This window comes from Bradyrhizobium sp. JR3.5, assembly GCF_054057015.1.
The window spans coordinates 5,953,615-5,977,783 of sequence record NZ_JBSRYV010000002.1; the positions used below are offsets into that span (position 1 = coordinate 5,953,615).

The following is a 24,169-nucleotide window of genomic DNA, read 5'->3' on the forward strand; positions in this document are numbered from 1 at the left end:
GGGCGCGTCAAACTGGAACAAATGTTAAATGAACGTCATCAAGACCGAGCTTCCTGAAGTTCTGATCGTCGAGCCGAAGCTGTTCGGCGACCAGCGCGGCTTCTTCCTCGAGACCTACCAGTCGCCCCGTTATGTCGAGCACGGCATCACGCGCCCCTTCGTGCAGGACAACATGTCCCGCTCGGCGTACGGCGTGCTGCGCGGGCTGCACCTGCAAAACCCGCTCACTCAGGGCAAGCTCGTCTCCGTGCTGCGCGGCAAGGTGCTGGACGTTGCCGTCGACGTGCGTGTCGGCAGCCCGAACTTCGGCAGGCATGTCGCGGTTGAACTGAGCGAGGACAACCGCCGTCAGCTATGGGTGCCGCGCGGCTTTGCCCACGGCTTCGTGGTGCTCTCGAAAACTGCCGACTTCTTCTACAAATGCGATGACTTCTACAGTCCCAAGGACGAGCTCTCGATCCGGTGGAACGATCCGGCGATCGGGATCAAATGGGGCGTCGATAAGCCGCAACTGTCGGCCAAGGATGCGGATGCGCCGCTCCTCGCCGACGCCAGCAATCTCCCTACCTATGGACAAATCTGATGCGGATTCTCTTGACGGGAAACGCGCGGCCAGGTCGGCAGTGCGCTCAAGCCTCTGCTGGAAGGCTACGGCACCATCATCGCGCCGCCGACCGCGGAGTTCGATCTGTCGAAGCCGGAGATGTTGACGGGCGAGCTTGAGAGACTGAAGCCCGATCTCATCATCAATCCGGCCGCCTATACGGCCGTCGACCGCGCCGAGGACGAGCGCGAGCTGGCGTTCCTGGTCAACGCCAGGGGACCCGAAGCGCTGGCAAAATGGGCGGCAGCGAACCGCGTGCCGCTGGTGCATTTCTCCACGGACTACGTTTTCAACGGTTCAGGCGACCGGTCGTGGCGCGAGGACAGCCCGACCGAACCGTTGTCGGCCTACGGCGCGAGCAAGCTTGCCGGCGATCTCGCGATCCAGGCGGCCGGCGGGGCGCATCTGATCGCGCGCACCTCCTGGGTCTATGCCGCAAAGGGCACGAATTTTCTGCGCACCATCGCGCGGCTTGCCGGCGAGCGTAAGGAATTGCGGATCGTGGCGGATCAAATCGGCGCGCCGACGACGGCACAGGCGATTGCGAGCGCGGTCGCCGGCATCGTCCTGCCGAACATCACCACGCTGCACGATCAGCTCGCGCGCAGGGGCGGTGTCGTCAATCTCGTTTGCGCCGGCGAGACCAGCTGGCACGGCTTTGCAACCGCCATTGTCGGCGGGCTGAGGTCTCGTGGCGTCACGCTCGCGGTCGACAATATCGTTCCGATTGCGACGGCCGATTTCCCGACCAAGGCGGTGCGTCCGGGCAATTCGCGGCTGGATCTGACGCGGCTCAAGACGCAGTTCGGGGTCGCGATGCCGACGTGGCAGGAAGCGCTCGCACGCGAGCTGAACTCGTATGTCCAGCTCAGCGCGCCCGCCCACGCCTAAAGCGGGATGAGTTTTGGTTGAATCGGCTTGGCGCGGTCTCGGTTCACCTCTCCCCGTTGGGGAGAGGTCGGATTGCTCTCGGGCGATGCGAAGCATCGTCCGGTGCAATCCGGGTGAGGGCTCTTGCTCTCTCGGTAGACCGTAACCCCTCACTCGATTTGCTGCGCAAATCGACCTCTCCCAAGGGAGAGGTGAACTTTCGACGCCGTTCCAGCTCAACTTAATCTCATTATGCTCTGGAGCTCAGAATGTGATGCGGCGTCCCCGCGCCAAACACGCGGCGTTTGCGCTGGGCCGATGCTGAGACAACAAGCAAAAAGCGCGATGGGGATTCAACCTCATCGCGCTTTGGTATTAGACGGCGCCGGCACGGCCGCTTAGCGCGGCCGGCCGATGCTGTCGTAGGTGAAGCCGTGCGCGGCCATCTCGTCCGGCCGGTAGATGTTGCGCAGGTCGACGACGACCGGATGCTTCATTTCCTGCTTGATGCGCTTCAGATCGAGCGCGCGGAACTGGCGCCACTCGGTCACGATCACCAGCGCATCCGCTTGGCGGGCGCATTCATAGGCGTCCTTGCAGTACTCGATCTCGGGCAATTCCTTGCGCGCCTGCTCCATGCCGACCGGATCGTAGGCGCGAACCTTGGCACCGAAGTCGATCAGGCCGTTGATCAGCGGGATCGACGGTGCCTCGCGCATGTCGTCGGTGTCGGGCTTGAAGGTCAGGCCAAGCACGCCGATCGTCTTGCCGCGCAGCTCTCCGCCGAGCACGTTGGAGACCTTGCGCGCCATCGCGCGCTTGCGGTTGTCGTTCGCGGTCAGCGTGGCTTCGACGATCTTCAGCTGGACGTCGTGATCGAGCGCCGTTTTGAACAAGGCGCGGGTATCCTTCGGGAAACACGAGCCGCCATAGCCTGCGCCGGCATGCAGGAACTTGGTTCCGATCCGGTTGTCGAGCCCGATGCCGCGCGCGACTTCCTGTACGTTCGCCCCGACCTTTTCGGAGAGATCGGCGATCTCGTTGATGAAGGTGATCTTGGTGGCGAGGAAGGCATTTGCGGCGTATTTGATCAATTCCGCCGTGCGTCGTGCGGTATAGAGGATCGGCGCCTGGTTCAGGTAGAGCGGGCGATAGACTTCGCCCATCACCCTCTTGGCGCGCTCGTCCTCGATGCCGACGACGATCCGGTCGGGATGGCGAAAATCCTGGATCGCGGCGCCTTCGCGCAGGAATTCGGGGTTCGAAGCAACCGCGAAATCCGCGTCGGGACGGGTCTCGCGGATCAGGCGTTCCACCTCGTCGCCGGTGCCCACGGGCACGGTCGACTTCGTCACCACCACGGTGAACTTCTTCAGCGCTGCGCCGATCTCGCGGGCGGCAGCGTAGACGTAGCTCAGGTCCGCGTGGCCATCGCCGCGCCGCGACGGTGTTCCCACCGCGATGAAGACGGCATCGGCGTCGCCGACGGCCCCGGCCAGCTCCGTCGTGAAGGTCAGCCGTCCGGCGGCGGCATTGGTCTCGACGAGCTTATCGAGGTCGGTTTCGTAGATCGGGATCTTGCCGCGCTTCAGGGCTTCGATCTTGCCGGCGTCCTTGTCGACACACACGACCTGATGGCCGAAATCGGCAAAACACGCTCCGGATACGAGACCTACATATCCCGTTCCAACCATTGCAATCTTCATGAATCCGCTCGTCGATCAGTGTGGAGAGGAGGAGTTAGCACTAGCACAATTGGCGCCGATAACGCCAAGTTTTATAACGTATCGATTGTGTTGAAGCGCGGCGGCTTTTTGTGCAAACGGTGATGGCCTCAGTGCAGTTGAGTGCTCGCTAGTCACCTAGGGCGCGCCATGGACACATTCTCAACTTGAAATCGACCGACAATCGAGCCGCCGTTTGAGGGGTGGACATGAGCACGAAGACGATAGGCAAGCAGAGGCCCTCAGGAGCTGAATACGCGTCGTTGCAAACGCAATTCTCCAGATACGATCGCACCACGTTTTCTGGATTTGTTTATGACCGCGCCGATCCGACCCGACGCTACGCCGTCGAACTGCTGGTCGACGGCGAGCCATACATGTCATCATTGTGTGACGAGTTTGTAACAGAGCTTGCCGATGCCGGAATCGGCGACGGTCGATTTGGCTTTACGTTCAACGTACAGGATGAGGTCAGCTCGAACGCTGCGATCATCGAGGCAAGACTGGCAAATATCGGAAGTCCCGTTGGTGCTCCGATTCGCTGCGATGTCGCTGCACCGGAAGCGCAGTGGCACCGAATCGGCGATATCAAATGGGCCGGAGGCTTGCGCTTCGAGGGCTGGCTCTCGCAGGACGTCGACGAAGACATCGAGATCCTGATCGCGCAACGGCCGGTGATGACCGTGAAGCCGACCGGGTGGACCAACGTCGCGCGGGGCAGCGAGTTCGGCGTCGGCCGCCGGATCGATTTTCATCTGCCCGAGCATTTTGCCGATGGTCGCGTGCGTGGGCTGTCGGCGCGGACAATTTCGGGACGGAACCTGATCGCGGAGCCGGTTGCATTCGTCGCTTTCGAGCGCGGCCTGGAGCAGATGATCGCCGAACTCGGACGCTGGGATAGCGAGCGGCTGCGCGGACAATTGTTCGATCAGCTCCTGCCTGCCTCGGTGCCATTTCACACCTATCGCAGCTGGAAAGAGCGGTTCTCGCCGACAGCACCGTCTGACGTTCCATCCGAGGCCGCGGTCGTCCTGATCGGGGACGCCAGGGTGGACGAAAGCATTGAGAGCCTAGAGGCCCAGCGGCACGCGGCCTGGTCGGCGGTGTCTCTGCCGGCGCGGGGGTTCAGTCAGTTCGATTCCGGCGCTGCGCGCGAGTTCGTCGACGGCGATGCCGCCAATAGCGCGTTCTTCGTCTTCTGCCTGAGCGGGACGATCCTTGCGGAAGATGCCTTGCAGCGCTTCGCCGATGTGTTCGCGTCCGAGCCCGGTTGCGAGCTCGTCTATGGCGACGTCGAGGTCGCGTCCGGCGCCGGCGCGGTCTGGCCGCTGGCGTTCTCGGCATTCGATCGCGAACGTGCGCTCGAGCAGGGCTATGGCGCGTATTGCTTTGCGGTGCGCCGGGAACGTGCCGTGGAAGCGCTGCGATCGGCGACGTCACTCTACGACATCTTCATTGGCTGCGTGGATGCCGAGCGAACCTATCATCTGCCGGGATCTGTTGCGGCGTTGCCGCGAATTGATGCGTCCGTCGCAACCGCCGAACTGGTCGCTGCAAGCCAGGCGTATTTTGCCAGGACTGGCGTCGAGGCGAATGTCGAGCCGCGGAAAGCGGGGCTTCTTCCAGCTGTGCGGGTCAAGCGCGCGGTCGATTGGAACGAGCGCACCACCATCATCATCCCGACCAGAAACCGCGCCGAACTCCTCAAGCGCTGCATCGAGACGGTCCTGCCGGCCGCACATGAGACCAACGCCCGGCTTCTCGTCGTCGACAACAGCTCGAGCGAGCCGGAAGCGCTGGACTATCTCGAGGGTCTTTCAGCGGACGACATCGACGTTATTTCGGTCGAGGGGCCCTTCAACTTCGCAGCCATCAACAACGCCGCCGTCGATTGCGTCGACACGGAGAACATCTGTTTCCTCAACAACGACGTCCAGGCGCTCGACGACGGCTGGCTGGCGGAGATGCTGTGGCGGCTGTCCGCTCCCGACGTCGGAGCCGTCGGCGCAAAGCTGCTCTGGCCGAGCAGCGTCGTGCAGCACGGCGGGGTGGTGCTGGGCGCCAATTTTTCCGCCGCGCACGCCTTCAACGACCGGATGGATGGTGATCCCGGCTACGGCGATCTGCTCCAGGTGGCGCACGAATGTTCGGCGGTGACGGCCGCGTGCCTCTTGATGCGCAAGCGCGATTTCGTGGCTGTCGGCGGCATGGATGAGGTCCGCTTTCCGATCAGTTTCAACGATATCGATCTGTGCCTGAAGCTGCGCCAGCTCGGAAAGCGGATCGTATTCACGCCGGACGCGAAACTCGTTCACCTGGAGTCGGCAAGCCGGGGCCGTGATTCCGCGCCGGACCGCAAAGCGCGCTTCGGGCGCGAGCTGGCGATGCTGCGCGCGAAGTGGGGCGAGGTGCTGCTCGATGATCCCTATTACAGCCCGCTGCTCGGGCTGGACTCGACGCCGTTCTCCTCGCTCGCATGGCCGCCGCGGTCATGGAAGCCGCGCGCCAACCTCCCGCCTGTGCCGACTGCTCCTCCGATCGGGATGTAACTGCACATCTTCGACCACCCAGTCGAGGACGGCGGCAACCGTTTCATCGGCGTCAAAGCCGGGCTGCAGCTTCAGGTCGGTCTTTCGGCTACGTCCCGGCGGTGTCGGAAGCCATTCCGTCGCGGCGGCCGGCAATCCGGTCGCCAGCAGAGCGTCGACCAGCGGATGCCCGAATGCCGGTTCGCCGATGTCGAGAACCAGTTTCGTGATGTTGTGACCTTCGATCAGTGTCGCGACGTCGTCGACGGCGATTTCGCCGGTGACCATGACATTCGTCCGCTGCATCAGCTTGAGATCGTCGAGGGTGGTGCCGAGCACGATGATCTCGGTGTCTGCATGGGCATTGGCGATTTGATCGCTGAGCGCTCTGACGAAGCGAGATTCCGCCGCGCTGCCGCGCAGCGCGAGCAGGCCGAGACGCGCCGGGCCGCTCGCCGCAGGATGCCGCGCCGGCCGCACCAGCGGGTCGCTCGGCCTGACCACTTGCAGGCCGAGAACCGAGACCGAAAAGGCTGCCCCGTCTTCGCCGATCGCGATCACGCCTCGGGCCCCTTCGACGAGACCGGTCCAGTCCGGATGGAGGCCGGATCCAATCGCGGCGCGGTCGGCAAGTCTGGTGTCGGTGATCAGCAGCTCGTAGGCGAAATGTTGCGTGAGCTGCACGAGACATGCCCTGGGGATGCGGTTCGGTTCCGAAATCTCGAGCGAGCGGATTCGGAGATCGGCGAGAAGCTGCAGAAGGGCCTCGCGGCCCTCAGCTGTCGCAACGTCGAGTGCGATCGACTGCGGGGCTCCGCCGTCCGGAGCGAAGATCGCAGCCAGCTGGCGTTGTCCCTCGGCGCGGAAGTGAACGATCAGCCCGCGCTTGTCGTCCGCCGCGAGCTGCCTGCACCGCCTGATGGCAATCGCGCGGCCAACGGCGGAGCCGCAGAGGATGACATGCGGGCTGGCGGCGCACTGTTCGTTGGAGAGCAGCTTGAGCTCAAGCGCCATGCGGCAATCGCGCAGCGGATCGGCAAGCAGGAACGCCGCGCACTCCGTCGCATATCGCCGGTAACGGTGTTCGAGCACGCGAAGATTGCGCAGCACCAGCGAACGCTTCTCGCCAAGAAACGAGCGCGAACCTTCATGTCCGACAAAGACCGACGGGATGCACACATTGCGGAAGCCGGCCTCCGCGGCGCGCAGGCAGAAGTCGACGTCTTCAAGATAGCCGCGATAGAAGTCGTCGGAGAGCTCATGCACGGCGTCGAGGCATTCGCGGGTGATGTAGAGGCAGAACCCGATGCCGTTGGGAATGTCGATCGCGATCCCGGAATTTGCCGTGCCGGCAAGCTCGTCCAGCAATTCCAGCTCGTCGGGCGAGGGCAGGGGGTTCGACCGGTTCGGAATTGGAAAGCTGGTATATTCGCCGTTGTTCGAGAGCGGGGTCGCCGTGCCCACGCCGGGCGTCGATTGCACGGCGCTTCTCAAGCGTTGCAGCGCGTATTTCGGCACCGTCGTATCCGAGTTCAGCAGCACGACATCGCCGGTATCAGTTTCGGCAAGCGCCCGGTTGACCGCGCCGACAAAGCCGAGATTGTGCGCGTTGGTCAGGAGCCGGATGCGCTGCTCGGAAGCCAGTTCGCCGAGCAGGCGCTTGATATCGGGCTCGGGCGACGCGTCATCGACGGCTACGATGGTCGCGCCCGGCGTGCAGGCCACGGCCGTCAATGCGCTCTCGATGCAGGCGCGCGTCGCGGCCAAATCCCGGTACACCGGAATGATGATGGTGAGCGGCAGAGTTTCAGCGCTCCCGGCGCGAGGCGGCCGTTGCGGTGGGGCGCGGCGATCCGGCGCGCGGTTGGCCGGGAGCTGAACGCTCGCGATGACGCGGGCCGCCTGTGCGATCTCGAGGCGCTGCGAGGCCGCGGACGCCGGCCGCATCAGACGGAAGCTCGCAGCACGTCGTCCATCGAGTGCAAATCTGTGACGAGGATCGGCGGGAAGCTGGACGGTGCTGGATTGATCCGCTTGCGCCAGTGAAAGGTGCGGGTCATCAGTTCCTCGCCACGTCACCCATCCCTTCACTTCCTCATCCAGGAAATCGATACGGGCGCAGCTGTCCTGACCGCTCTGCTCGAGCAGCAGGAGAGCGCTCCTGACTGAATCCGGATCGTCATCGCGCCGCGTGACGCTTCGTGCGGCTTCGATCTGCGCAAGGCGGTCGCCCCAAGCCATCATTCGCCGCGCGGCGGCAAGGTCGTCCGGCTCGAGCTCGAGCGCTTTGGCTACGCTGGCGACAGCCGCATCCTTGAGATCGAGGCGAAACAGCGCTTCCGCGCGGAGCAAATGGGCGCGGGCGCCCGGATGCGGCAAGATCCGGCAGCGGCGGTCGGCCAGCGCGAATGCGCGCCGGAAATCACGTGCCTCGAGCGCTCCAACGGCGGCTCGCTCGAGATCGACGTGGTGGAGCGTTCTGGACGTAAAGGCGATCCTGCGCGCGTCGGCGGTCAAATGTCGCCCTTGTCTGCCCGCATGGTCAGCCCGCCGTCTTGACGGCGTTCTGCCGGCTCCGGAATACGCGTACCCGTCCGTCGAGGCGGGGTGCCTCCTGGCGCGGCATCGGCGGAGCGGGTTCAGCGTGCCTTGGCTGCCGAGGCGCGAGGGGCGCTGCCTGCGCCCGGTGCTCTTCGAGACTGAGCTTGAGGCCCACCAGGGGTTCCCGGCCCGAAGGGCCCGACACCACAATCCGGTTCCCGGTTACGCGCAGGGCGGGAGCTCCGAGGAAGATGGTTTCGGCGGCGATGGCGTAGCGATCCGCGCCGGGGCCTGTGGCTTCCAGCGAGAACCCCGTGATGGCGAGCGCGCGTCCCCGGGTTCCGGCAAAGGTTCCGAGCGGAACGAACTGGTTGTCGCCGCGCTGCGGCCTGGCGAACTTGACCGCATATTGCAGGTTGAGATCGTGTGGCTTGTTCGGCCATTCGAGGGAAATTCCCTCGATTCGGGCTGGCGCGGCCGGTCCGGCAATCCACGTATTCGGGCCGACCGTCACGTCACCCAAACCCGCGACATGCGCGAGCAGCTTGAGGGCGCTCAGCTCGTCAGGGCCGGCCTCGGGCTCGTAGGTGTCGAATGGCTGGCCGGCCGGCTGACCGATCGGCTGCACGGCCGGTTGTCCCTGGCTCAGCGGTTCGATCTTGATATTGGCGGCGGTCGAGCCCCCGGCGCGCCCTGCCGTGACCTCGACGATCAGGCGGCTTGGCCGGGCCACCGACACGACCAGCGCGGTCTCGGGCGCAAACAGGGTTCCATTGGCCGCATCGGGCCCGGTAATGATGTTACAATTGTTAAGGCTGGTGCGATCGGCATAGACGCGCACCACCGGAGGTGATGTCTTGTCTTCCGCGCCATTGTAGCGAACCAGGAAAAGACCCCGTGCCAGGTCAATGGTTTTCTGCTGAATCTGTTCGTTCATGGTCGCCTGCGAGCCTAACGGAATGGGTCGATATGTTTCCCACAGTGTGCCCCAAAAATCTATGTGATAGAAGGGGGCTTAATGTTAATCCGGTGAGATAGTTCGCACGTGCATATCGAAGACACCCTGCCGGTCATGATATCGAGCATGACCCCAATCGACGACCGCGCGGCCGGGGGGCGCGCCCGCCCGCCAATGAACGTCCTCTTCGTCCACAACAACTTTCCAGCCCAGTACCGCCACATTGCGCGTGCGCTCGCGGAGCAGCCCGGAAACAAGGTCGTTGCGGTCGGTTCATCGACCGCGAGCACGACGCGGGATATCCGGCTGCTGAAATATTCGACGACCAAGTCGGACTCCGCGATGGTCCATCCCTTTGCCCGCCGCTTCGATGTCGAAGCGCGCGGCGTGCCGAAGAGGTCCTGTATGCGCTGTCGTCGCTGTCGGGGCAGGGCTTCGTGCCCGACCTGATCTTCGCGCATCCCGGTTGGGGTGAGACGCTGCCGCTGCGCACGATGTTTCCGAAAGCGCGGATCATCCTCTATTGCGAATTCTACTACGGCGCCGAGGGCAGGGACGTCGGCTTCGATCCCGAGTTTCCGATGACGGGCCTCGACGGCAATGTCGCGCTCCATCTGAAGAACGCGACGACGCTGCTGGCGCTCACGGAATGCGATTCCGGCGTTTCGCCGACGCCATGGCAGAGGTCGACCTTCCCCCGCGAGTTTCAGAGCAAGATCGATGTCATCCACGAGGGCGTCGACACCGACGAGGTGAAGCCCAATCCCGTCGCCAGGTTTCAGCTTCCGAACGGCGCGACACTGTCGGCGGACGACGAGGTGATCACCTACGTCTCGCGAAATTTGGAGCCGGTGCGCGGATTCCATGTCTTCATGCGATCGCTGCCGAGGATATTGGCTGCGCGGCCGAATGCGCAGGTGGTGATCGTCGGCGGCAGCGGCACATCCTACGGCGCGAATCCACCGAAGGGCTCGAGCTGGAAGTCGATGTTCCTGGACGAAATCAGATCGGACATCGACCTGCGCCGCGTGCATTTCCTTGGCCGGATTCCCCGGGAACAGTATCTCGCGCTGCTGCAGATCTCCTCGGTGCACGTCTATCTGACTTATCCCTTCGTGCTGTCATGGTCGCTGCTGGAGGCCATGAGTGCGGGATGTGCGGTGGTGGCATCCGACACGGCTCCGCTTCGCGATATCATCTCGGACGGCAACGGCCTGCTGGCGCCGTTTTTTGATACTGATGCGTTGTCGGATCAGGTAGTCTCGGTGCTGTCACGGCCGAAAGCCTTCAAGAAGATACGGATGAAGGCGAGGAGCTTTGTGCGAGACAATTACGACGCAAAGCGGGTCTGTCTGCCCCGGATGCTGACGCTCGTCGATGAAGGTGTCCTCCCGCGCACGCACGGGGGATAACGCCAGGAGCTAGCGATGCCGCTTGTCATCTCGGTTGCCCAGCGCAAGGGCGGGGTCGGAAAGACGACTCTTGCGGTCTTGCTGGCTGCAGAACTGGATCGGCGTACGGGCGTGGTGGGACTGGTCGACGCCGACTCCCAGGCGTCCGCCTGTCACTGGGCCGAGCCCGGCAATCTGTCGTTTCCCGTCTACCAGCTTGATCCGGAAACCCGGCCGGTTGCCGAATGGGCCAGGCTGATGCGCCAGATTCCCCATCAGATCATCGTCGTGGATTCCGCGCCCAACGACCGGGTGCTGGGCGCCGTGCTGGCGGTCGCCAATATCGTGCTGATGCCGTGTACGCCGTCGGGCCTCGACATCGAGGCCACCGCGCGGACGATCGACATCGTGCGGGAGGTGCGTGCAGCGCGGCGAACCGCGCTCCGTGCCATGATCGTGCCGAATCGCGTCGACCAGCGCACGCTCGAGGGGCCAGCAGTTGATCGAGGAGCTGGATACGCTCGACGAAGAGATCGGGCCGATGATCGGAAGCCGCTCGGCCTATGTTCGCGCCGTCGCGCTGGGACAATCGGTTGCCGATTTCGCCAGCGGTACGCCCGCGGATCTCGAGATCAAGACGCTCGCCGATCTCGTCATGAGCTGGTGCGGGATCGCGCCCCGGCAGCGCATGACGGTCTAGATTGAACAGAGCGATCCGGCTGCTTCACATCAGGCTGACCGTGCCTGTATGGGAAGAGGAAATCCCGCGCCACAACCGCCCCGTCATCTGACGGCGGCGTCTGCCGAAACCGCAGGAAAATGCGCCGGAAGCGCCGATAAAGCCGCGATCCGTTGACCGGCACGCGCGTTATCATTCGGCAGCCGAAAGGCTTGCCGGCGCGGGAACCTGACTTGGTTAACGGACTGCTCGCGCGCCTCTCGGCATTTGAAGCAAATGCCGCCGCGCGCCTGAGCCCAAGCTCAAGACATTTCCCGTAAATGCTTCCAGGCACGGTGGGGAGTGAAGAATGTACAACGTCAAGAGAGTGATGGCCTTGCTTCTGGCCGTCATTGCGCTCGGGACCAGCGCGCAGCACACGCAAGCTGGAATGATCGGCTTCCCGCTGCCGCTGCGCGGCGTGGTCGAGAAGATCCGCTTCAGCGAGCCGACGCTGGCGCCGATGGCCTACACCATGTTCTGCATGCGCTATGCCGACGAATGCAGGCAGAAGCCCCGCGCCCGCATGGTATTCCGCGGTGGTGCCACACGTCTTACCAAGCAGCGCATCGCCGACCTGATCGAGGTCAATGCCTCGGTCAATCGCAGCATCGCGCCACAGCGCAACGCGCGCGGCCTCGCCGGCGAGGAATGGTTGATCAATCCGGCGCGCGGTGACTGCAACGACTACGCCGTCAGCAAGCGCCATGAACTGCTGGCGCGCGGCTGGCCGATGCGCGACCTGCTGCTGAGCGAGGTGGTGACCTCCTGGGGCGAGCATCATCTCGTGCTGGTGGTCCGCGCCGATGGCGGCGACATCGTGCTCGACAATCTGAACGCGCAGATCCGCAGCTGGTCGCAGGCGCGCTATCGCTGGGTCAGGATGCAGACCCCGGCGAACCCCGATCACTGGGCCGCCGTCGCGCAGGCTGGCGCCTGAACTTCTGAGTTAGCCCCATCGATTGAACGTGGCGCGGCGAGACATTTCGCCGCGCCATTTTCGTATGAGGGATGATGAAGATTGCGAGGGCGCTGCGACAGCATTCCGGAACGATTGCAGGCGTGACCGGTTGATCCCGGTCCAACCCATCGAGGCATCGACATGAAGCTGGCCGGCCTTGTCACGATTGCGACGCTGGTCGTCGCCACAGCCGGTCCCGTGCTCGCACAGGGCACCGGGCAGACCACACAGGGCGCAACGCGCTACTCGATCGACGGCCCGGGCGGCGGTGTCCCGACATCGCGGCCGCAGGCGACCCAGCCGGTCCCGCCGGCAACACCGGTTTACCCCTATGGAAGGCCACCACGACACGCGGCGCCGGTTGGGCAGCAGACCAACGTCCCGCTGGGGTCGCGTTAATCGTCACTGCGGCAGCAAATCCGTTTGCTCTTAACGCTATTCCCATCGTCATTTTGCTGCGCCGGACGGAATGTCGTACCCATGCGATCAATGCGGTGGTTGAGGCGCAGGATTGGTCCGCGCAGGGACGGCATTTTCAATGGCGAGCAGGGGTTCGATCCTCATCACAGGGGGCGCGGGATACATCGGGTCCCATTGCGCCAAGGCAGTCGCCGAGGCCGGGTTTCTACCGGTCGTCTACGACAACCTCTCCACCGGCCATCGCAATTTCGTGCAATGGGGACCGCTCGTGACCGGCGACGTCGCCGACCACGACAAGATCGCCGCCACCATCCGCGAGCACAATGCGCTGGCTGTGATGCACTTCGCCGCGTTCAGCGCGGTCGGCGAGTCCGTCGCGGATCCGCAGAAATACTTTGGCAATAACGTTGCCGGCACGCTCGGCCTGCTGCGCGGCATGCGTGAGGCAGGCTGCGACCGCCTGGTGTTTTCCAGCACCGGCGCCGTCTATGGCAATGCCGGGCGCGATCCCATTCCCGAGAGCGCCGCAGGGCCGACCGTCAATCCCTACGGCCGGTCCAAGTTCATGATCGAGCAGATGCTCGATGATTATCGCGCCGCCTATCAGTTCAAATCGGTCTGCCTGCGCTACTTCAACGCCTGTGGCGCCGATGCATCCGGCACCATTGGCGAGCTCCGCGATCCCGAGACGCATTTGATTCCGCGCGCGCTGATGGCGCTGCTCGGGCACGTGCCGGATTTCGCGATCTTCGGCGAAGATTATGAGACGCCTGACGGCACCGCGGTGCGCGACTACATCCATGTCGACGATCTCGCCGCCGCCCATATCGCGGCGCTCGAGCTGCTGTTGAAGGGGGGCGCCGGCGGTGTGTTCAACCTCGGCACCGGCACCGGCTATTCGGTGCGCGAGGTGCTCGACGCGATCCGCGCCGAGACCGGCGAAGCGGTGCCGAGCGTGGTGTGCGAACGCAGGGCCGGCGATCCGCCGATCCTGGTTGCCGATCCCTCCAGGTCGGAAAGCGGCCTCGGTTTCAAGGCGAGCCGGTCGGATCTCGGTCGCATCATTCGCTCGGCCTGGGCGTGGCACCAGAAGGCGCATCCGCGCCGGCGATAGGGCATGATCCGGACCCGAAGGGCCGCGTTAGCGCAAAGCGCGAAGCGGCTTTCCGTTGCGACAAACACGGAACGCGTTTGCGCGGAGATCATGCTCAAAATGGCGGAAGACTAAGCTGCGTCCGCGCGCGACCTCAGCCGGCCGAGCTGGCTGCGCAGCACCAACAGGATGAGGCGACCTGCGCCGATGCCGGCAAGACCTCCCGCCACCTTGACGATCGCGTCGAGCAGGCGGCCGTGACGGTCCGGTGTCAGCAATTGCATCGCTTCGAGTGTGAACGAGCTGAAGACGACAAAGAGCAAGATCAGCGCGGTACGCCGCGGGTAACCCAGCACAAAGGCCATTGCCATCACTGCAAACGCCGCGAAGCGCTCGGTCTGAGGATGGAAAAACGACGGACGGTCCTGGACCGGCGACAGCGTCACGAACGCGATAAAGGCAAGCGCAAGCCAGCCCGCAATCACGCCAAACCTCCGTATCTTTGAAATATGCGACAAAGTATTCCCGGTCCTGTACCGCAGACGACCCCGGGCTGGATTAGCGCATCACCCGTGTCAGCGACATGGAAATGGTCGCCGAAGGTTAACTTGCCCGCCGATTGTGACAGACACGACGGGTCGTCCTGTTGCCAAATGAAAGGTATCAAAATACCACATGTTGAAACTCAATCCCACTTGGCGCGCATCTCTCAGTGGGAACCAGTGACGCTTGCGCGGGTTCCCGGGATGGTGCACCTGACGAAAAAATAAGGTTTCGCCTGTGGCTCCATTCATAGGGCCGTTCACGGCCGGGAGCCTCATTTGATGCCGGAATATCGCAATGCTCACTCTCGGAGGCCAAAGTGCGTCTGCTCGTCGTTGAGGATGACCCGGATCTGAACCGCCAGCTCACCACCGCGCTGACGGACGCCGGCTATGTGGTCGATCGCGCGTTCGACGGCGAGGAGGGGCATTTCCTTGGCGACAGCGAGCCCTACGACGCGGTCGTGCTGGATATCGGCCTGCCGAAGATGGACGGTATCTCGGTGCTCGAGGCCTGGCGGCGGAACAAGCGGGTGATGCCGGTGCTGATTCTCACCGCGCGCGACCGCTGGAGCGACAAGGTTCAGGGGTTCGATGCCGGCGCCGACGACTATGTCGCAAAGCCCTTCCATCTGGAGGAGGTGCTGGCGCGGATCCGCGCGCTGCTGCGCCGCGCGACCGGGCATGCCCAGGTCGAGCTGACCTGCGGGCCGGTGGCGCTGAATACCCGCACCAAGCGGGTCACCGTCAACGGCAACCCGATCAAGCTGACCTCGCACGAGTACAACCTGCTCGACTATCTGATGCACCACACGGGGCGGGTAGTCTCGCGCACCGAACTGGTCGAGCACCTCTACGACCAGGACTTCGACCGCGACTCCAACACGATCGAGGTGTTCGTCGGCCGCATCCGCAAGAAGCTGGAAGTCGATATCATCCAGACTGTTCGGGGCCTCGGCTACATGCTGTCGCCGCCGACCTAAAGCGCTTTCTCAAGCGAACCGGTCCGCGTGAAGAAAGCGCGACCAAACAAAAGGATGAGGGCATATCCTGTTCAATCGGATCATGCTCTTAGAGTGCTTGATCGGCGTATACGGGCATTGGCATGATCCGCGCCGGGAGAACTGGATTCGCCAATGTTTGAATCCCTGATGTCTGTTGCCGCTGACACGCTGTTCGAGCCCGTGCTCTGATGGGCGGCAGCTCGCTTGCGACCCGCCTGTTCGTCTCGGCGACCGCCTGGGTGGTGGTGATCCTGGCGATCACCGGCGTGATCCTGTCGTCGGTCTATCGCGACGCCACCGAGCGCGCCTTCGATCGGCGGCTCAATCTCTATTTGCGCACCCTGATCGCCGAGGTGGCGACGCCGGACGAGCCGGCGGACCGCCAGTTCCAGTCGCTCGGCGAGCCGCTGTTCGACCTGCCGCTGTCGGGCTGGTACTGGCAGATCACCCGCACCGACACGGAAAAGGGCGAGACCCGCGCCTCACGCTCGCTGTGGGACAAGAAACTGCCGAAGCTCGAGGAGCACGGCGCCGAGTTGACTGCCGCCGGCGTCCGCCTCGGCTATGTCGACGGACCCGAAGGCCAGAGCCTGCGCGTGGTCGAGCGCCCGGTCGACCTCGGCGCAGACGGCAAGTTCCTGGTCAGCGTCGCCGGCGATGCCACCGAGATCTTCGATGAGACGCGCAGCTTCGACTATTATCTCGGCGGCACCTTCGCAGCCCTCGGCATCGTGCTGCTGCTGACCACGATCTTCCAGGTGCGCTACGGCCTCGCGCCGCTCAAGCGCATATCCGATGCGATTGCCGATATCCGCTCCGGCCGCGCCGAGCGGCTGGAGGGCCGGTTTCCGGTCGAGATCGCGCCGCTCGCGCGCGAGACCAACGCGCTGATCGATGCCAACCGGGAGATCGTCGAGCGCTCGCGCACCCATGTCGGCAACCTCGCCCATGCGATCAAGACGCCGCTGTCGGTGATCGTGAACGAAGCCGGCGCGCATGCCGGCGATCCCTTTGCCAGCAAGGTGCTGGAGCAGGCCGACCTGATGCGTGATCAGGTCGCGCATCACCTCGAGCGTGCGCGGATCGCCGCCCGTGCCACCATCGTCAGCACCATCACCGACGTCGCCCCTGTTATCGAGGCGCTGCGCCGGACCATGGAGAAGATCCATCGCGATCGCGATCTCGCGATCGAGGCGAAGGCCGACCCGGCAGCGCGGTTTCGCGGCGAGCGGCAGGATCTCGAGGAGATGGTCGGCAATCTCGTCGACAACGCCTGCAAATGGGCGGCCTCGCAGGTGCTCATCGAGGTCAGCGTGGTCCCGCCGGAGGCGTCGGGCGCTGGCCCCAGGCTGCGCATTGTGGTCGACGACGACGGGCGCGGCCTGTCGGAGGCCGAGCGCGCCCAGGTGGCGCGGCGCGGCCAGCGGCTCGACGAATCGAAGCCCGGCTCGGGGCTCGGCCTGTCCATCGTGACCGATCTCGCCGGTCTCTATGGCGGCAGTCTCACGCTGAATGACGCGCCGATCGGCGGTCTGCGGGCCGAGCTCGTGCTGCCGGCGGTGTAGGGCATGATGGAATTCGGTTGAATGGCGGTCGCAAAGGCGGTGCGCTCCCGCTCCGCTCGCAGGTGCTGTCCGTTTTTAATCCCTCGTGCGGTACGCAATCTGTTCTTGCCCATGATCTAGATCAAAGAATTTAGATCCAATCCCGGGTTCTCCGTGGGTGAACGGAGTTCCAGAAGTCGTATTGCGCGGATTGTTCCCCGTGCAATCATCCCCCGATCTCGGGAGGCGGCCCATGAAGGACATGCAGGCGCACTTAGAGAAGCTTCGTGTCGAGGCGGAAGAGTGCGAGCTAATCAGCAAGCTGGCGACCAATAAGACCAAGAAAGAACTGTTCGCTAAGTTGGCCGCACATCACCGGACGCTGGCCGATGAAGTCGAGCGGACCATGAAGGAAGCCCGATAGCAATTTTGTGTTCCCATGTGGAAGCCGGGATGGCGCTAATTGCAAGTCAGCTTGAACTACGAGGCCCGGCGAAGGCCGAACCTTTCTTCTTCACCCCAAAGAAACGGCCCCAGCGCCGGGGGAACGCTGAGGCCGTGTCCAAGTGCTGTCCGTTTTGAGCACCGGGACCACGCGACAACGGAACGTCACCGGGGCTGTTCCTAACCGTGAAAAAGAAGCGGCCCCAGCGAGGGGGCGCAAGCCGGGACCGAGTTTGCATACGTCATCCGACGCACCCGGCGGGGACGCCGGACGTAAAACAACCGCCAGCCGACACGCCTCGTTCCTGGGGCGCGCAGAGAAACGGCCCCAGCACCCTTGGAGATAATGCTGGAGCCGTTCTTTATTCCCATTCTCACGCCGAGCCGCCGGTTGCCGATAATTGGCGGCCCATTCTGGGCTTGTAATTTGATCTTAATGAAATGCCCTGCCCAATCCCGAAAGGATCGAATCAGCTGGCTGTTCCAGAAATCACCTGTGTGAATCGAACGCAAATAAACTGCCACTTTTTCCCGGGTGTTTGACAAGTGTCCTGGTTCCCCGGAGCAAGTGTCCGAATTAGGACAGCACCGCTTGCGGTTCGCAGACATCATATGCGATTTGCCCTGCGGAGCCGGCGCAGCCTTTTGGGCGGCGTTGCCGTCAGTATTCCTAAACGCGTTCTTAACGCGCCGACCTCTATCATCGCGGGCGGACGGGCTGCGGCGTTTGCCGGGCACCAAGCTTTCACGACCGGGCGCATGAGCCAGAAATCGACCGAGCGGCTGAGGGATTATCTCGCGCAGCTTCCGCCGCAATCGCAGGCGCTGCTGATGCGGGAGCTGGAGCGTGCCGTCGAACGCGGCGATGATGTCGCGATCGCCAATCTGGTGCTGGAGCAGCTGCGCAAGATCGTGCGCGGGGTCGAGCAGGACGAGCAGATCCAGCCGCGCAGCGACGATCCGGCGCGGCTCCTGTTCCGGCCGCTCGAGCCGTTCCTTGCCGAAACCAATTTTCCGACCCGAGCCGGCCAGCTCCGTCGTGCCTCGCTGCTGCCGATCTGGCAGTGGCTCGCCCGCGAGGGCGCGCCCGAGGCTATCAGCGAATTCGAGGCGGCGCTGGCGGCCGCCTCGGAGAGCGGCCCGATGGAGGTCGCCGCGCGCAAATTCCAGCTTGCGGCCGCGGAAGCCATCCTCAAGATCGCGGGGCCGACCCAGGACGACCGTCAGCGCGCGCTGGCGCGCGTCGGCCCGCCGAGCGTTGTCGAGGACCTGCTGCCGATCGGCCTGGTGCTGCAGGCCCGCGAGGCCCTGGAAACCCTGGGCAGCCGGCTGCCGAGCCAGATCAGGGTGTTTTCCGATTCCCAGATCGCCTCGGCGATGGAGGCGCTGAAGCTGCCGTCGCTGCAGACGCCGCAACTGCTGCCGTTCGCATTGTCATTGATCGCGCAGCGGCTCGCCGCGCCGTGGCAGATCATCCGCCTTGCCATCAAGATGGCAGCCTCCGACGATGAGCTGCGGGTCGCCGCAACGCCGTACGGCATCGCCGTCACCATCGCGCTGCATGACCTGTCATTCGTCGCAGCCTGTCTGCGCACCGACATCAAGCGCGGACATTTCGATTATGTCGGCGAGCAGCTCAAGACCCTGCATGACGGTGTCCGCGGCCTGCGCACCGAGCTCGATCTGCGCAACGATTCCACCTGGGGCCGCCAGCTCACCTCGGTGCGTGCCGATACCTCCAACGCGCTGCAATCGGAGATCGACAGCGTGCCGGGCCGGGTCCGCCGCATCCTGCGCCAGCGCGCCGACAAGGACATCGCGGCCGGCGCCAAGATCGATGTGTCCGAGGTCGAGGACGCCGCCGCCCTGATCGATTTCGTCGCGGTGTGCCGCACCTATGCCAGCGAGCTCGCCATCAACGAGGTGACGCTGCGGACCTTCTCGGACCTGCAACATTATGTCGAGCAATCGACCGAGGGGCTGGTGCAGTCGCTGCGCGGCGGCGACGCGCGGGTCCGGGCCTTCCGGCAGCAGCAGGTCAAGGCCGCGATCCGCTTCTGCGAGGTGCTGTTCGGCCATGACTACGCTTCCCTGATGAACAGGGCGGCCGAGAACGCCGTGACCGGCGAGCGCAAGTCGTCCAGGGCAGGGTAGCGAGATCGCCGGCGTTCTGGACGGCAAACCGACGAGCCCGCCATGTCGGGACGGCAAGCATTTGCGCAATTTCGGAATAATGGAAGTGTGGCGCTGATTTGCCCGACATGTCAAGTCGTCAAGCGAGCGCCGGCGGAAGCCTGCACCTTTGCATGGGGTTGTTTTCGATATTTTGGTATTGCGCGGCTTCGCCCGGAAACGCCGTTGCAATACCGCCGGAATCGCACTGGAAACGGGCTGATTTCGACCTTCGGTCGATCCAGTAATTGTCAATTGCCGCGCTTGGCGCCGTTAGTGTAAAGCGCTTCTAAGGCGGCTTGCCGGAAGCCGCCGCTCCATCCGGGAACCGCTTGATGACGCTGTGGTTTGTGTTCGCGCTGATGACGGTCGCGGCGATCTTTGCCGTGCTGTGGCCGCTCAGCCGCCGCGGACGGGCGGATACCGGCGGCAGTGAGGTCGTGGTCTACCGCGACCAGCTCGCCGAAATCGACCGCGACATGGCCGCGGGGATCATCGGCGCCGCCGAGGCCGATGCTGCGCGGATCGAGATCAGCCGCCGGCTATTGGCCGCCGCCGACCAGAGCGAACATGAAACCCGGGTGCCAGGCAGTCTCAGTCTGCGGCGCGCCGCCGCGATCGTGGCCCTGGTCGGGCTGCCGGTCATCGCTTCGGGCTTCTATCTCGCGCTCGGCTCGCCGCGCCTTGGCGACTTTCCGCTCGCCGAGCGCAGCCGGGTGGCCGATGCCAACCAGCCGCTCACCAATCTGGTCGCGCAGGTCGAGGCCCATCTGGAAAAGGACCCGACCGACGGCCGCGGCTGGACCGTGCTGGCGCCGGTGCTGTCGCGACTCGGGCGCTACGATGACGCGGTGCGTGCCTATCGCAATGCCATCACCTATGCCGGCGACAGCGCCGATCGCCGCGCCGATCTCGGCGAGGCGCTGATGGGGGCCGCCGGCGGCGTCGTCACCGCGGACGCCAAGGCGGAGTTCGAGCGCTCGGTCGCGCTGAATGCCGACGACGCCAAGGCCAACTATTTCCTCGGCCTCGCCGCCGAGCAGGACGGCCGCAAGGCCGACGCCGCCGCGATCTGGCAGAAGATGATGGCGAAGGCGCCGTCCGACGCGCCATGGCGGCCGCTGGTGCAGGCCGCGCTGGTTCGCGTCGGTGGCGCCAGCGCACCCGGTGGCGTCAGCGCACCCGCGCTGCCTGACGGCGCGGTGGCGGCGGCCAAGGACATGAGCGAGGCCGATCGCGGCACCATGATCCAGGGTATGGTCGATCGGCTGGCGACGCGGCTGAAGACCAACGGCGACGATGTCGAGGGCTGGCTGCGGCTGGTTCGCGCCTATCTCGTGATGGGACAGCGCGACAAGGCGATGAGCGCGCTTGCGGATGCCCGCCAGGCGGTGGCCAATGATGCGGATCGGTTGCGCCAGCTCAATGAGGGGCTGAAGAGTCTCGGATTGGATGGATAACGCATGATGCCGAAACATGTGCGGCGGTTTTCGGCGAATGTCATGCGCAAGGATGAACTATGACCAGGAAGCAACGGCGTTTGACACTGATCGGCTGCGCGCTCGTCGTGCTCGCGATCGCCGCAGGCCTGGTGCTGAACGCGCTGCGCGATTCCATCGTGTTCTTCTCGACGCCGTCGATGGTCGCCGAAAAGCATCTCGGTCCGGGCAAGCGGTTCCGCCTCGGCGGGCTCGTTGAGCAGGGCTCGCTCAAGCGCGGCGACAATCTTGCCGTGACCTTTACCGTCGGTGACGGCGGCGCGACGCTGCCGGTCGCCTACAAGGGCATCCTGCCGGACCTGTTCCGCGAGGGGCAGGGCGTGGTGGCCGAAGGCGCGCTCGATGCTGACGGCGTGTTCCGCGCCGACACCGTGCTCGCCAAGCATGACGAGACCTACATGCCGAAGGATGTCGCCGATGCCCTGAAGAAGCAGGGCCACTGGAAGGACGACTACGGCGCCAAACCAAACAGCATGCCGAGCGCCTCCGCGGCGCCGACCCAGGGAGCCATGCGGTGATCGCAGAAAGCGGACATTATGCCCTGGTGCTCGCGCTCGCCCTCGCGCTGATCCAGTCGATCGTGCCGATCGTCGGCGCGCGCTGGCGCGATGCGGCGCTGATGAACGTCGCGCGCTCGACCGCGCTCGCCCAATTGCTGTTCGTCGCGGCGTCATTCGCGGCGCTGGTGACGCTGCACGTCACCTCGGATTTCTCGGTCGCCAATGTCTACGAGAATTCGCATTCGCTGAAGCCGCTGCTCTACAAGATCACCGGCGTGTGGGGCAACCATGAAGGCTCGATGCTGCTCTGGGTGTCGATCCTGGCGCTGTTCGGCGGCCTCGTCGCGGCCTTCGGCAACAACCTGCCGCTGTCGCTGCGCGCGCATGTGCTGGCGGTGCAGGCCTGGGTCGCCAGCGCCTTCTACCTGTTCATCCTGATCACCTCGAACCCGTTCCTGCGCATCGCCAATCCGCCGATCGAGGGACGCGACCTCAATCCGGTGCTGCAGGATATCGGCCTCGCAGTGCATCCGCCGATGCTCTATCTCGGCTATGTCGGCTTCTCGATCTCGTTCTCGTTCGCGGTGGCGGCGCTGCTCGAAGGGCGGATCGACGCCGCCTGGGCGCGCTGGGTGCGGCCGTGGACGCTGATGGCGTGGATCTTCCTGACGCTCGGCATCGCGATGGGCTCCTACTGGGCCTATTACGAGCTCGGCTGGGGCGGCTGGTGGTTCTGGGATCCGGTCGAGAACGCCTCGCTGATGCCGTGGCTGGCCGGTACCGCGCTGTTGCATTCGGCGCTGGTGATGGAGAAGCGCAACGCGCTGAAGGTCTGGACCGTCCTGCTGTCGATCCTGACGTTTTCGCTGTCGCTGCTCGGCACCTTCCTGGTGCGCTCCGGCGTGCTCACCTCGGTTCACGCCTTCGCGACCGATCCGACGCGCGGCGTCTTCATCCTGCTGATCCTGTTCGTCTTCATCGGCGGCAGCCTGTCGCTCTATGCCTGGCGCGCGCCGGCGCTGAAGCAGGGCGGGCTGTTCGCGCCGATCTCGCGCGAAGGCGCGCTGGTGCTCAACAATCTGCTGCTCATACCACCGCCTGCGCGACGGTGTTCATCGGCACGCTGTATCCGCTGGCGCTCGAGGTCCTCACCGGCGAGAAGATCTCGGTCGGCGCGCCGTTCTTCAATTTCACCTTCGCGCCGCTGTTCGTGCCGCTGCTGCTCGCGGTGCCGTTCGGGCCGCTGCTGGCCTGGAAGCGCGGCGACCTGCTCGGCGCCGCGCAGCGGCTGATGGTCGCCGGCATCGCAGCGCTGGTTGCGATCGCGCTGGTGTTTGCGTGGACCTATGGCGGCGCGACGCTGGCGCCGCTCGCGATCGGGCTTGCGGCCTTCGTGATCATGGGCGCGCTGTGCGATCTCGCCGAACGCATCGCGCTGTTCCGGATTCCGCTGTCGCTCTCGCTGCGCCGTGCACGCGGCTTGCCGCGCGCGACCTGGGGCACGGCCTTCGCGCATGCCGGTCTCGGCGTCGCACTGATCGGGATCGTCTGCGAGACCACCTGGAACAGCGAATATATCGGCTCCATGAAGCCGGACGACGTCGCCCGGGTCGCCGGCTACGAGCTGCGGCTCGACGGTCTGAACCCACGGCAGGGGCCGAACTTCCGCGAGATGGTCGCGCAATTCACCGTGACGCGGGACGGCGAGAAGGTCAGCGTGATGACGCCGTCGAAGCGCAATTTCACCACCCGCGGCGCCTCGACGACCGAGGCCGCGCTGCTGACGCGCGGCGCGAGCCAGCTCTATATCTCGCTCGGCGATACCTCGGCCGACGGCGCGATCGCGGTGCGCATCTATCACAAGCCGCTGGTGCTGATGATCTGGTGGGGCCCGGTGCTGATGGCCTTCGGCGGCATGCTGTCGCTGTCCGACCGCCGCTTGCGGGTCGGCGCGCCGAAACCGGCGGCGAAAGCGGCGCGCGCATTGCAGGCGGCCGAGTGATGCGGTCGCGCGCCCTTGCGGCCGCCGCGCTTGCGGCGACCCTGATGCTCGGTGCGATGCCCGCCCGGGCCGTGCTGCCCGACGAGATCATGGCAGACCCGGCGAAGGAGGCGAGGGCGCGCGAGCTCTCCAAGGAACTGCGCTGCATGGTTTGCCAGAACCAGTCGATCGACGATTCCGAGGCGCCGCTGGCGCGCGACCTCCGTCTGCTGGTGCGTGAACGGATCTCGGCCGGCGACAGCGACCGCCAGGTGATCGATTTCCTGGTGGCCCGCTACGGCGAATTCGTGCTGCTGAAGCCGCGCCTCAACGAGCATACGCTGGTGCTGTGGCTGACCCCGCCGCTGGCGCTTTTGCTGGGCGGTTTTGCGCTCTGGCGGCTCGGCCGGCGCAAGGCAAATCCGGCCGCCGGCGGGGGCGATTCCACCCCAGGGCTGACGTCCGACGAAGAGGCGCGCCTGGAACGGCTGCTGACGCCCGAATCCGCGCCGGACAAGCCGCTTTAGTTCCTTTCTAAGCCCTTAATTTGCATGCGCTATTCTGCCGCAGCGGCGCCCGGCTCAATTACCAAAGTTTAATTCCGCAGCCAGCGCGCTGTAAGGCTGATGACCCCATGTTCAGGCGCATCAGGTGCTCACCCCCGCACCGACTGAT

General features: G+C 64.7%; 20 protein-coding genes and 1 pseudogene. 17 read left to right on the forward strand and 4 right to left on the reverse strand.

The genetic code is table 11. The annotated features are described in order from the left end of the window. The first annotated feature begins 28 nt into the window (after positions 1-28). Positions 29-583 (forward strand): dTDP-4-dehydrorhamnose 3,5-epimerase, encoded by a 555-nt coding sequence (rfbC, locus tag ACVWW1_RS45245; RefSeq protein WP_456660344.1) that lies wholly within the window; start codon positions 29-31, stop codon positions 581-583. A 78-nt stretch (positions 584-661) separates the two neighbouring features. Beyond that, entirely contained in the window at positions 662-1,495 is an 834-nt protein-coding gene (rfbD, locus tag ACVWW1_RS45250) for a dTDP-4-dehydrorhamnose reductase (RefSeq protein ID WP_456660820.1), read from the forward strand. A gap of 377 nt (positions 1,496-1,872) precedes the next feature. On the opposite strand, the gene ACVWW1_RS45255 is transcribed toward rfbD, so the two are convergent. Then, the gene (locus ACVWW1_RS45255; protein ID WP_456660345.1) at positions 1,873-3,180 is read right to left on the reverse strand and encodes a UDP-glucose dehydrogenase family protein; all 1,308 of its coding nucleotides are present in this window, start codon (positions 3,178-3,180) and stop codon (positions 1,873-1,875) included. Between the two features lie 227 nt (positions 3,181-3,407). Here ACVWW1_RS45255 and ACVWW1_RS45260 point away from each other — a divergent pair, with 227 nt between their 5' ends. After that, positions 3,408-5,747, forward strand: coding sequence for a glycosyltransferase family 2 protein (locus ACVWW1_RS45260; RefSeq protein WP_456660346.1), 2,340 nt, complete (start codon positions 3,408-3,410; stop codon positions 5,745-5,747). Here ACVWW1_RS45260 and ACVWW1_RS45265 read toward each other — a convergent pair. After that, the gene (locus ACVWW1_RS45265) at positions 5,688-8,243 is read right to left on the reverse strand and encodes a glycosyltransferase (protein WP_456660347.1); all 2,556 of its coding nucleotides are present in this window, start codon (positions 8,241-8,243) and stop codon (positions 5,688-5,690) included. The genes ACVWW1_RS45260 and ACVWW1_RS45265 overlap by 60 nt on opposite strands. Positions 8,244-8,268: 25 nt before the next feature. Continuing rightward, positions 8,269-9,204: a hypothetical protein gene (locus ACVWW1_RS45270; protein WP_456660348.1), complete on the reverse strand. Its 936-nt coding sequence runs from the start codon at positions 9,202-9,204 to the stop codon at positions 8,269-8,271. A gap of 147 nt (positions 9,205-9,351) precedes the next feature. On the opposite strand from ACVWW1_RS45270, the gene ACVWW1_RS45275 reads away from it, so the two are divergent. The 6 genes from ACVWW1_RS45275 (at position 9,352) to galE (ending at position 13,829) form a co-directional block, all read left to right on the forward strand. Then, a complete protein-coding gene (locus ACVWW1_RS45275; protein ID WP_456660349.1) occupies positions 9,352-9,675 on the forward strand; it encodes a hypothetical protein in 324 nt (107 codons plus the stop codon). Further along, on the forward strand, positions 9,663-10,637 hold the full coding sequence (locus ACVWW1_RS45280; protein ID WP_456660350.1) for a glycosyltransferase: 975 nt from the start codon (positions 9,663-9,665) through the stop codon (positions 10,635-10,637). Before ACVWW1_RS45275 ends, ACVWW1_RS45280 begins: the two co-directional genes overlap by 13 nt. 15 nt (positions 10,638-10,652) lie before the next feature. Beyond that, the gene (locus ACVWW1_RS45285; protein ID WP_456660351.1) at positions 10,653-11,321 is read left to right on the forward strand and encodes an AAA family ATPase; all 669 of its coding nucleotides are present in this window, start codon (positions 10,653-10,655) and stop codon (positions 11,319-11,321) included. A gap of 323 nt (positions 11,322-11,644) precedes the next feature. Next, a complete protein-coding gene (locus ACVWW1_RS45290; protein ID WP_224943058.1) occupies positions 11,645-12,274 on the forward strand; it encodes a transglutaminase-like cysteine peptidase in 630 nt (209 codons plus the stop codon). A 162-nt stretch (positions 12,275-12,436) separates the two neighbouring features. Further along, on the forward strand, positions 12,437-12,694 hold the full coding sequence (locus tag ACVWW1_RS45295; protein ID WP_207836592.1) for a hypothetical protein: 258 nt from the start codon (positions 12,437-12,439) through the stop codon (positions 12,692-12,694). A 139-nt stretch (positions 12,695-12,833) separates the two neighbouring features. Then, positions 12,834-13,829: a UDP-glucose 4-epimerase GalE gene (gene galE, locus ACVWW1_RS45300; RefSeq protein WP_456660352.1), complete on the forward strand. Its 996-nt coding sequence runs from the start codon at positions 12,834-12,836 to the stop codon at positions 13,827-13,829. Between the two features lie 110 nt (positions 13,830-13,939). Here the strand turns inward: galE and ACVWW1_RS45305 are convergent, their stop codons facing one another. Further along, complete coding sequence (locus ACVWW1_RS45305) at positions 13,940-14,293, reverse strand: VanZ family protein (protein WP_456660353.1); 354 nt, start codon at positions 14,291-14,293, stop codon at positions 13,940-13,942. Positions 14,294-14,670: 377 nt separating this feature from the next. Between ACVWW1_RS45305 and ACVWW1_RS45310 the strand changes: the two genes are divergently transcribed. The 8 genes and pseudogenes from ACVWW1_RS45310 to ACVWW1_RS45345 all read left to right on the forward strand — a co-directional run bounded on the left by ACVWW1_RS45310 (position 14,671) and on the right by ACVWW1_RS45345 (position 24,021). Further along, positions 14,671-15,333 carry a response regulator transcription factor gene (locus ACVWW1_RS45310; RefSeq protein WP_092125249.1) on the forward strand — a complete coding sequence of 221 codons (663 nt, stop codon included), beginning with the start codon at positions 14,671-14,673 and terminating at the stop codon, positions 15,331-15,333. A 209-nt stretch (positions 15,334-15,542) separates the two neighbouring features. Then, complete coding sequence (locus ACVWW1_RS45315; protein ID WP_456660354.1) at positions 15,543-16,919, forward strand: ATP-binding protein; 1,377 nt, start codon at positions 15,543-15,545, stop codon at positions 16,917-16,919. A gap of 232 nt (positions 16,920-17,151) precedes the next feature. Then, positions 17,152-17,322 carry a hypothetical protein gene (locus ACVWW1_RS45320; RefSeq protein WP_176532462.1) on the forward strand — a complete coding sequence of 57 codons (171 nt, stop codon included), beginning with the start codon at positions 17,152-17,154 and terminating at the stop codon, positions 17,320-17,322. 779 nt (positions 17,323-18,101) lie between these two features. Then, complete coding sequence (locus ACVWW1_RS45325) at positions 18,102-19,496, forward strand: hypothetical protein (protein ID WP_456660355.1); 1,395 nt, start codon at positions 18,102-18,104, stop codon at positions 19,494-19,496. Between the two features lie 353 nt (positions 19,497-19,849). Then, positions 19,850-20,974, forward strand: a complete 1,125-nt coding sequence (gene ccmI / locus ACVWW1_RS45330; RefSeq protein WP_456660356.1) for a c-type cytochrome biogenesis protein CcmI — start codon at positions 19,850-19,852, stop codon at positions 20,972-20,974. A 59-nt stretch (positions 20,975-21,033) separates the two neighbouring features. After that, a complete protein-coding gene (gene ccmE / locus ACVWW1_RS45335; protein ID WP_207836602.1) occupies positions 21,034-21,531 on the forward strand; it encodes a cytochrome c maturation protein CcmE in 498 nt (165 codons plus the stop codon). Further along, a pseudogene (locus tag ACVWW1_RS45340) lies at positions 21,528-23,515 on the forward strand (heme lyase CcmF/NrfE family subunit). The gene ccmE and the pseudogene ACVWW1_RS45340 overlap by 4 nt, the downstream one beginning before the upstream one ends. Next, positions 23,515-24,021: a cytochrome c-type biogenesis protein gene (locus ACVWW1_RS45345; protein ID WP_456660357.1), complete on the forward strand. Its 507-nt coding sequence runs from the start codon at positions 23,515-23,517 to the stop codon at positions 24,019-24,021. The pseudogene ACVWW1_RS45340 and the gene ACVWW1_RS45345 overlap by 1 nt, the downstream one beginning before the upstream one ends. Positions 24,022-24,169: the final 148 nt, after the last annotated feature.

Coding starts and splice junctions, on each gene's coding strand:
- ACVWW1_RS45270 (WP_456660348.1), bottom strand. CDS start 9,204: ATGAACGAACAGATTCAGCAGAAAACCATTGACCTGGCACGGGGTCTT.
- ACVWW1_RS45290 (WP_224943058.1), top strand. CDS start 11,645: ATGTACAACGTCAAGAGAGTGATGGCCTTGCTTCTGGCCGTCATTGCG.
- ACVWW1_RS45285 (WP_456660351.1), top strand. CDS start 10,653: ATGCCGCTTGTCATCTCGGTTGCCCAGCGCAAGGGCGGGGTCGGAAAG.
- rfbC (WP_456660344.1), top strand. CDS start 29: ATGAACGTCATCAAGACCGAGCTTCCTGAAGTTCTGATCGTCGAGCCG.
- ACVWW1_RS45345 (WP_456660357.1), top strand. CDS start 23,515: ATGCGGTCGCGCGCCCTTGCGGCCGCCGCGCTTGCGGCGACCCTGATG.
- ACVWW1_RS45295 (WP_207836592.1), top strand. CDS start 12,437: ATGAAGCTGGCCGGCCTTGTCACGATTGCGACGCTGGTCGTCGCCACA.
- ACVWW1_RS45260 (WP_456660346.1), top strand. CDS start 3,408: ATGAGCACGAAGACGATAGGCAAGCAGAGGCCCTCAGGAGCTGAATAC.
- ACVWW1_RS45315 (WP_456660354.1), top strand. CDS start 15,543: ATGGGCGGCAGCTCGCTTGCGACCCGCCTGTTCGTCTCGGCGACCGCC.
- ACVWW1_RS45325 (WP_456660355.1), top strand. CDS start 18,102: ATGAGCCAGAAATCGACCGAGCGGCTGAGGGATTATCTCGCGCAGCTT.
- ACVWW1_RS45275 (WP_456660349.1), top strand. CDS start 9,352: ATGACCCCAATCGACGACCGCGCGGCCGGGGGGCGCGCCCGCCCGCCA.
- ACVWW1_RS45255 (WP_456660345.1), bottom strand. CDS start 3,180: ATGAAGATTGCAATGGTTGGAACGGGATATGTAGGTCTCGTATCCGGA.
- ccmE (WP_207836602.1), top strand. CDS start 21,034: ATGACCAGGAAGCAACGGCGTTTGACACTGATCGGCTGCGCGCTCGTC.
- galE (WP_456660352.1), top strand. CDS start 12,834: ATGGCGAGCAGGGGTTCGATCCTCATCACAGGGGGCGCGGGATACATC.
- ACVWW1_RS45320 (WP_176532462.1), top strand. CDS start 17,152: ATGAAGGACATGCAGGCGCACTTAGAGAAGCTTCGTGTCGAGGCGGAA.
- ccmI (WP_456660356.1), top strand. CDS start 19,850: ATGACGCTGTGGTTTGTGTTCGCGCTGATGACGGTCGCGGCGATCTTT.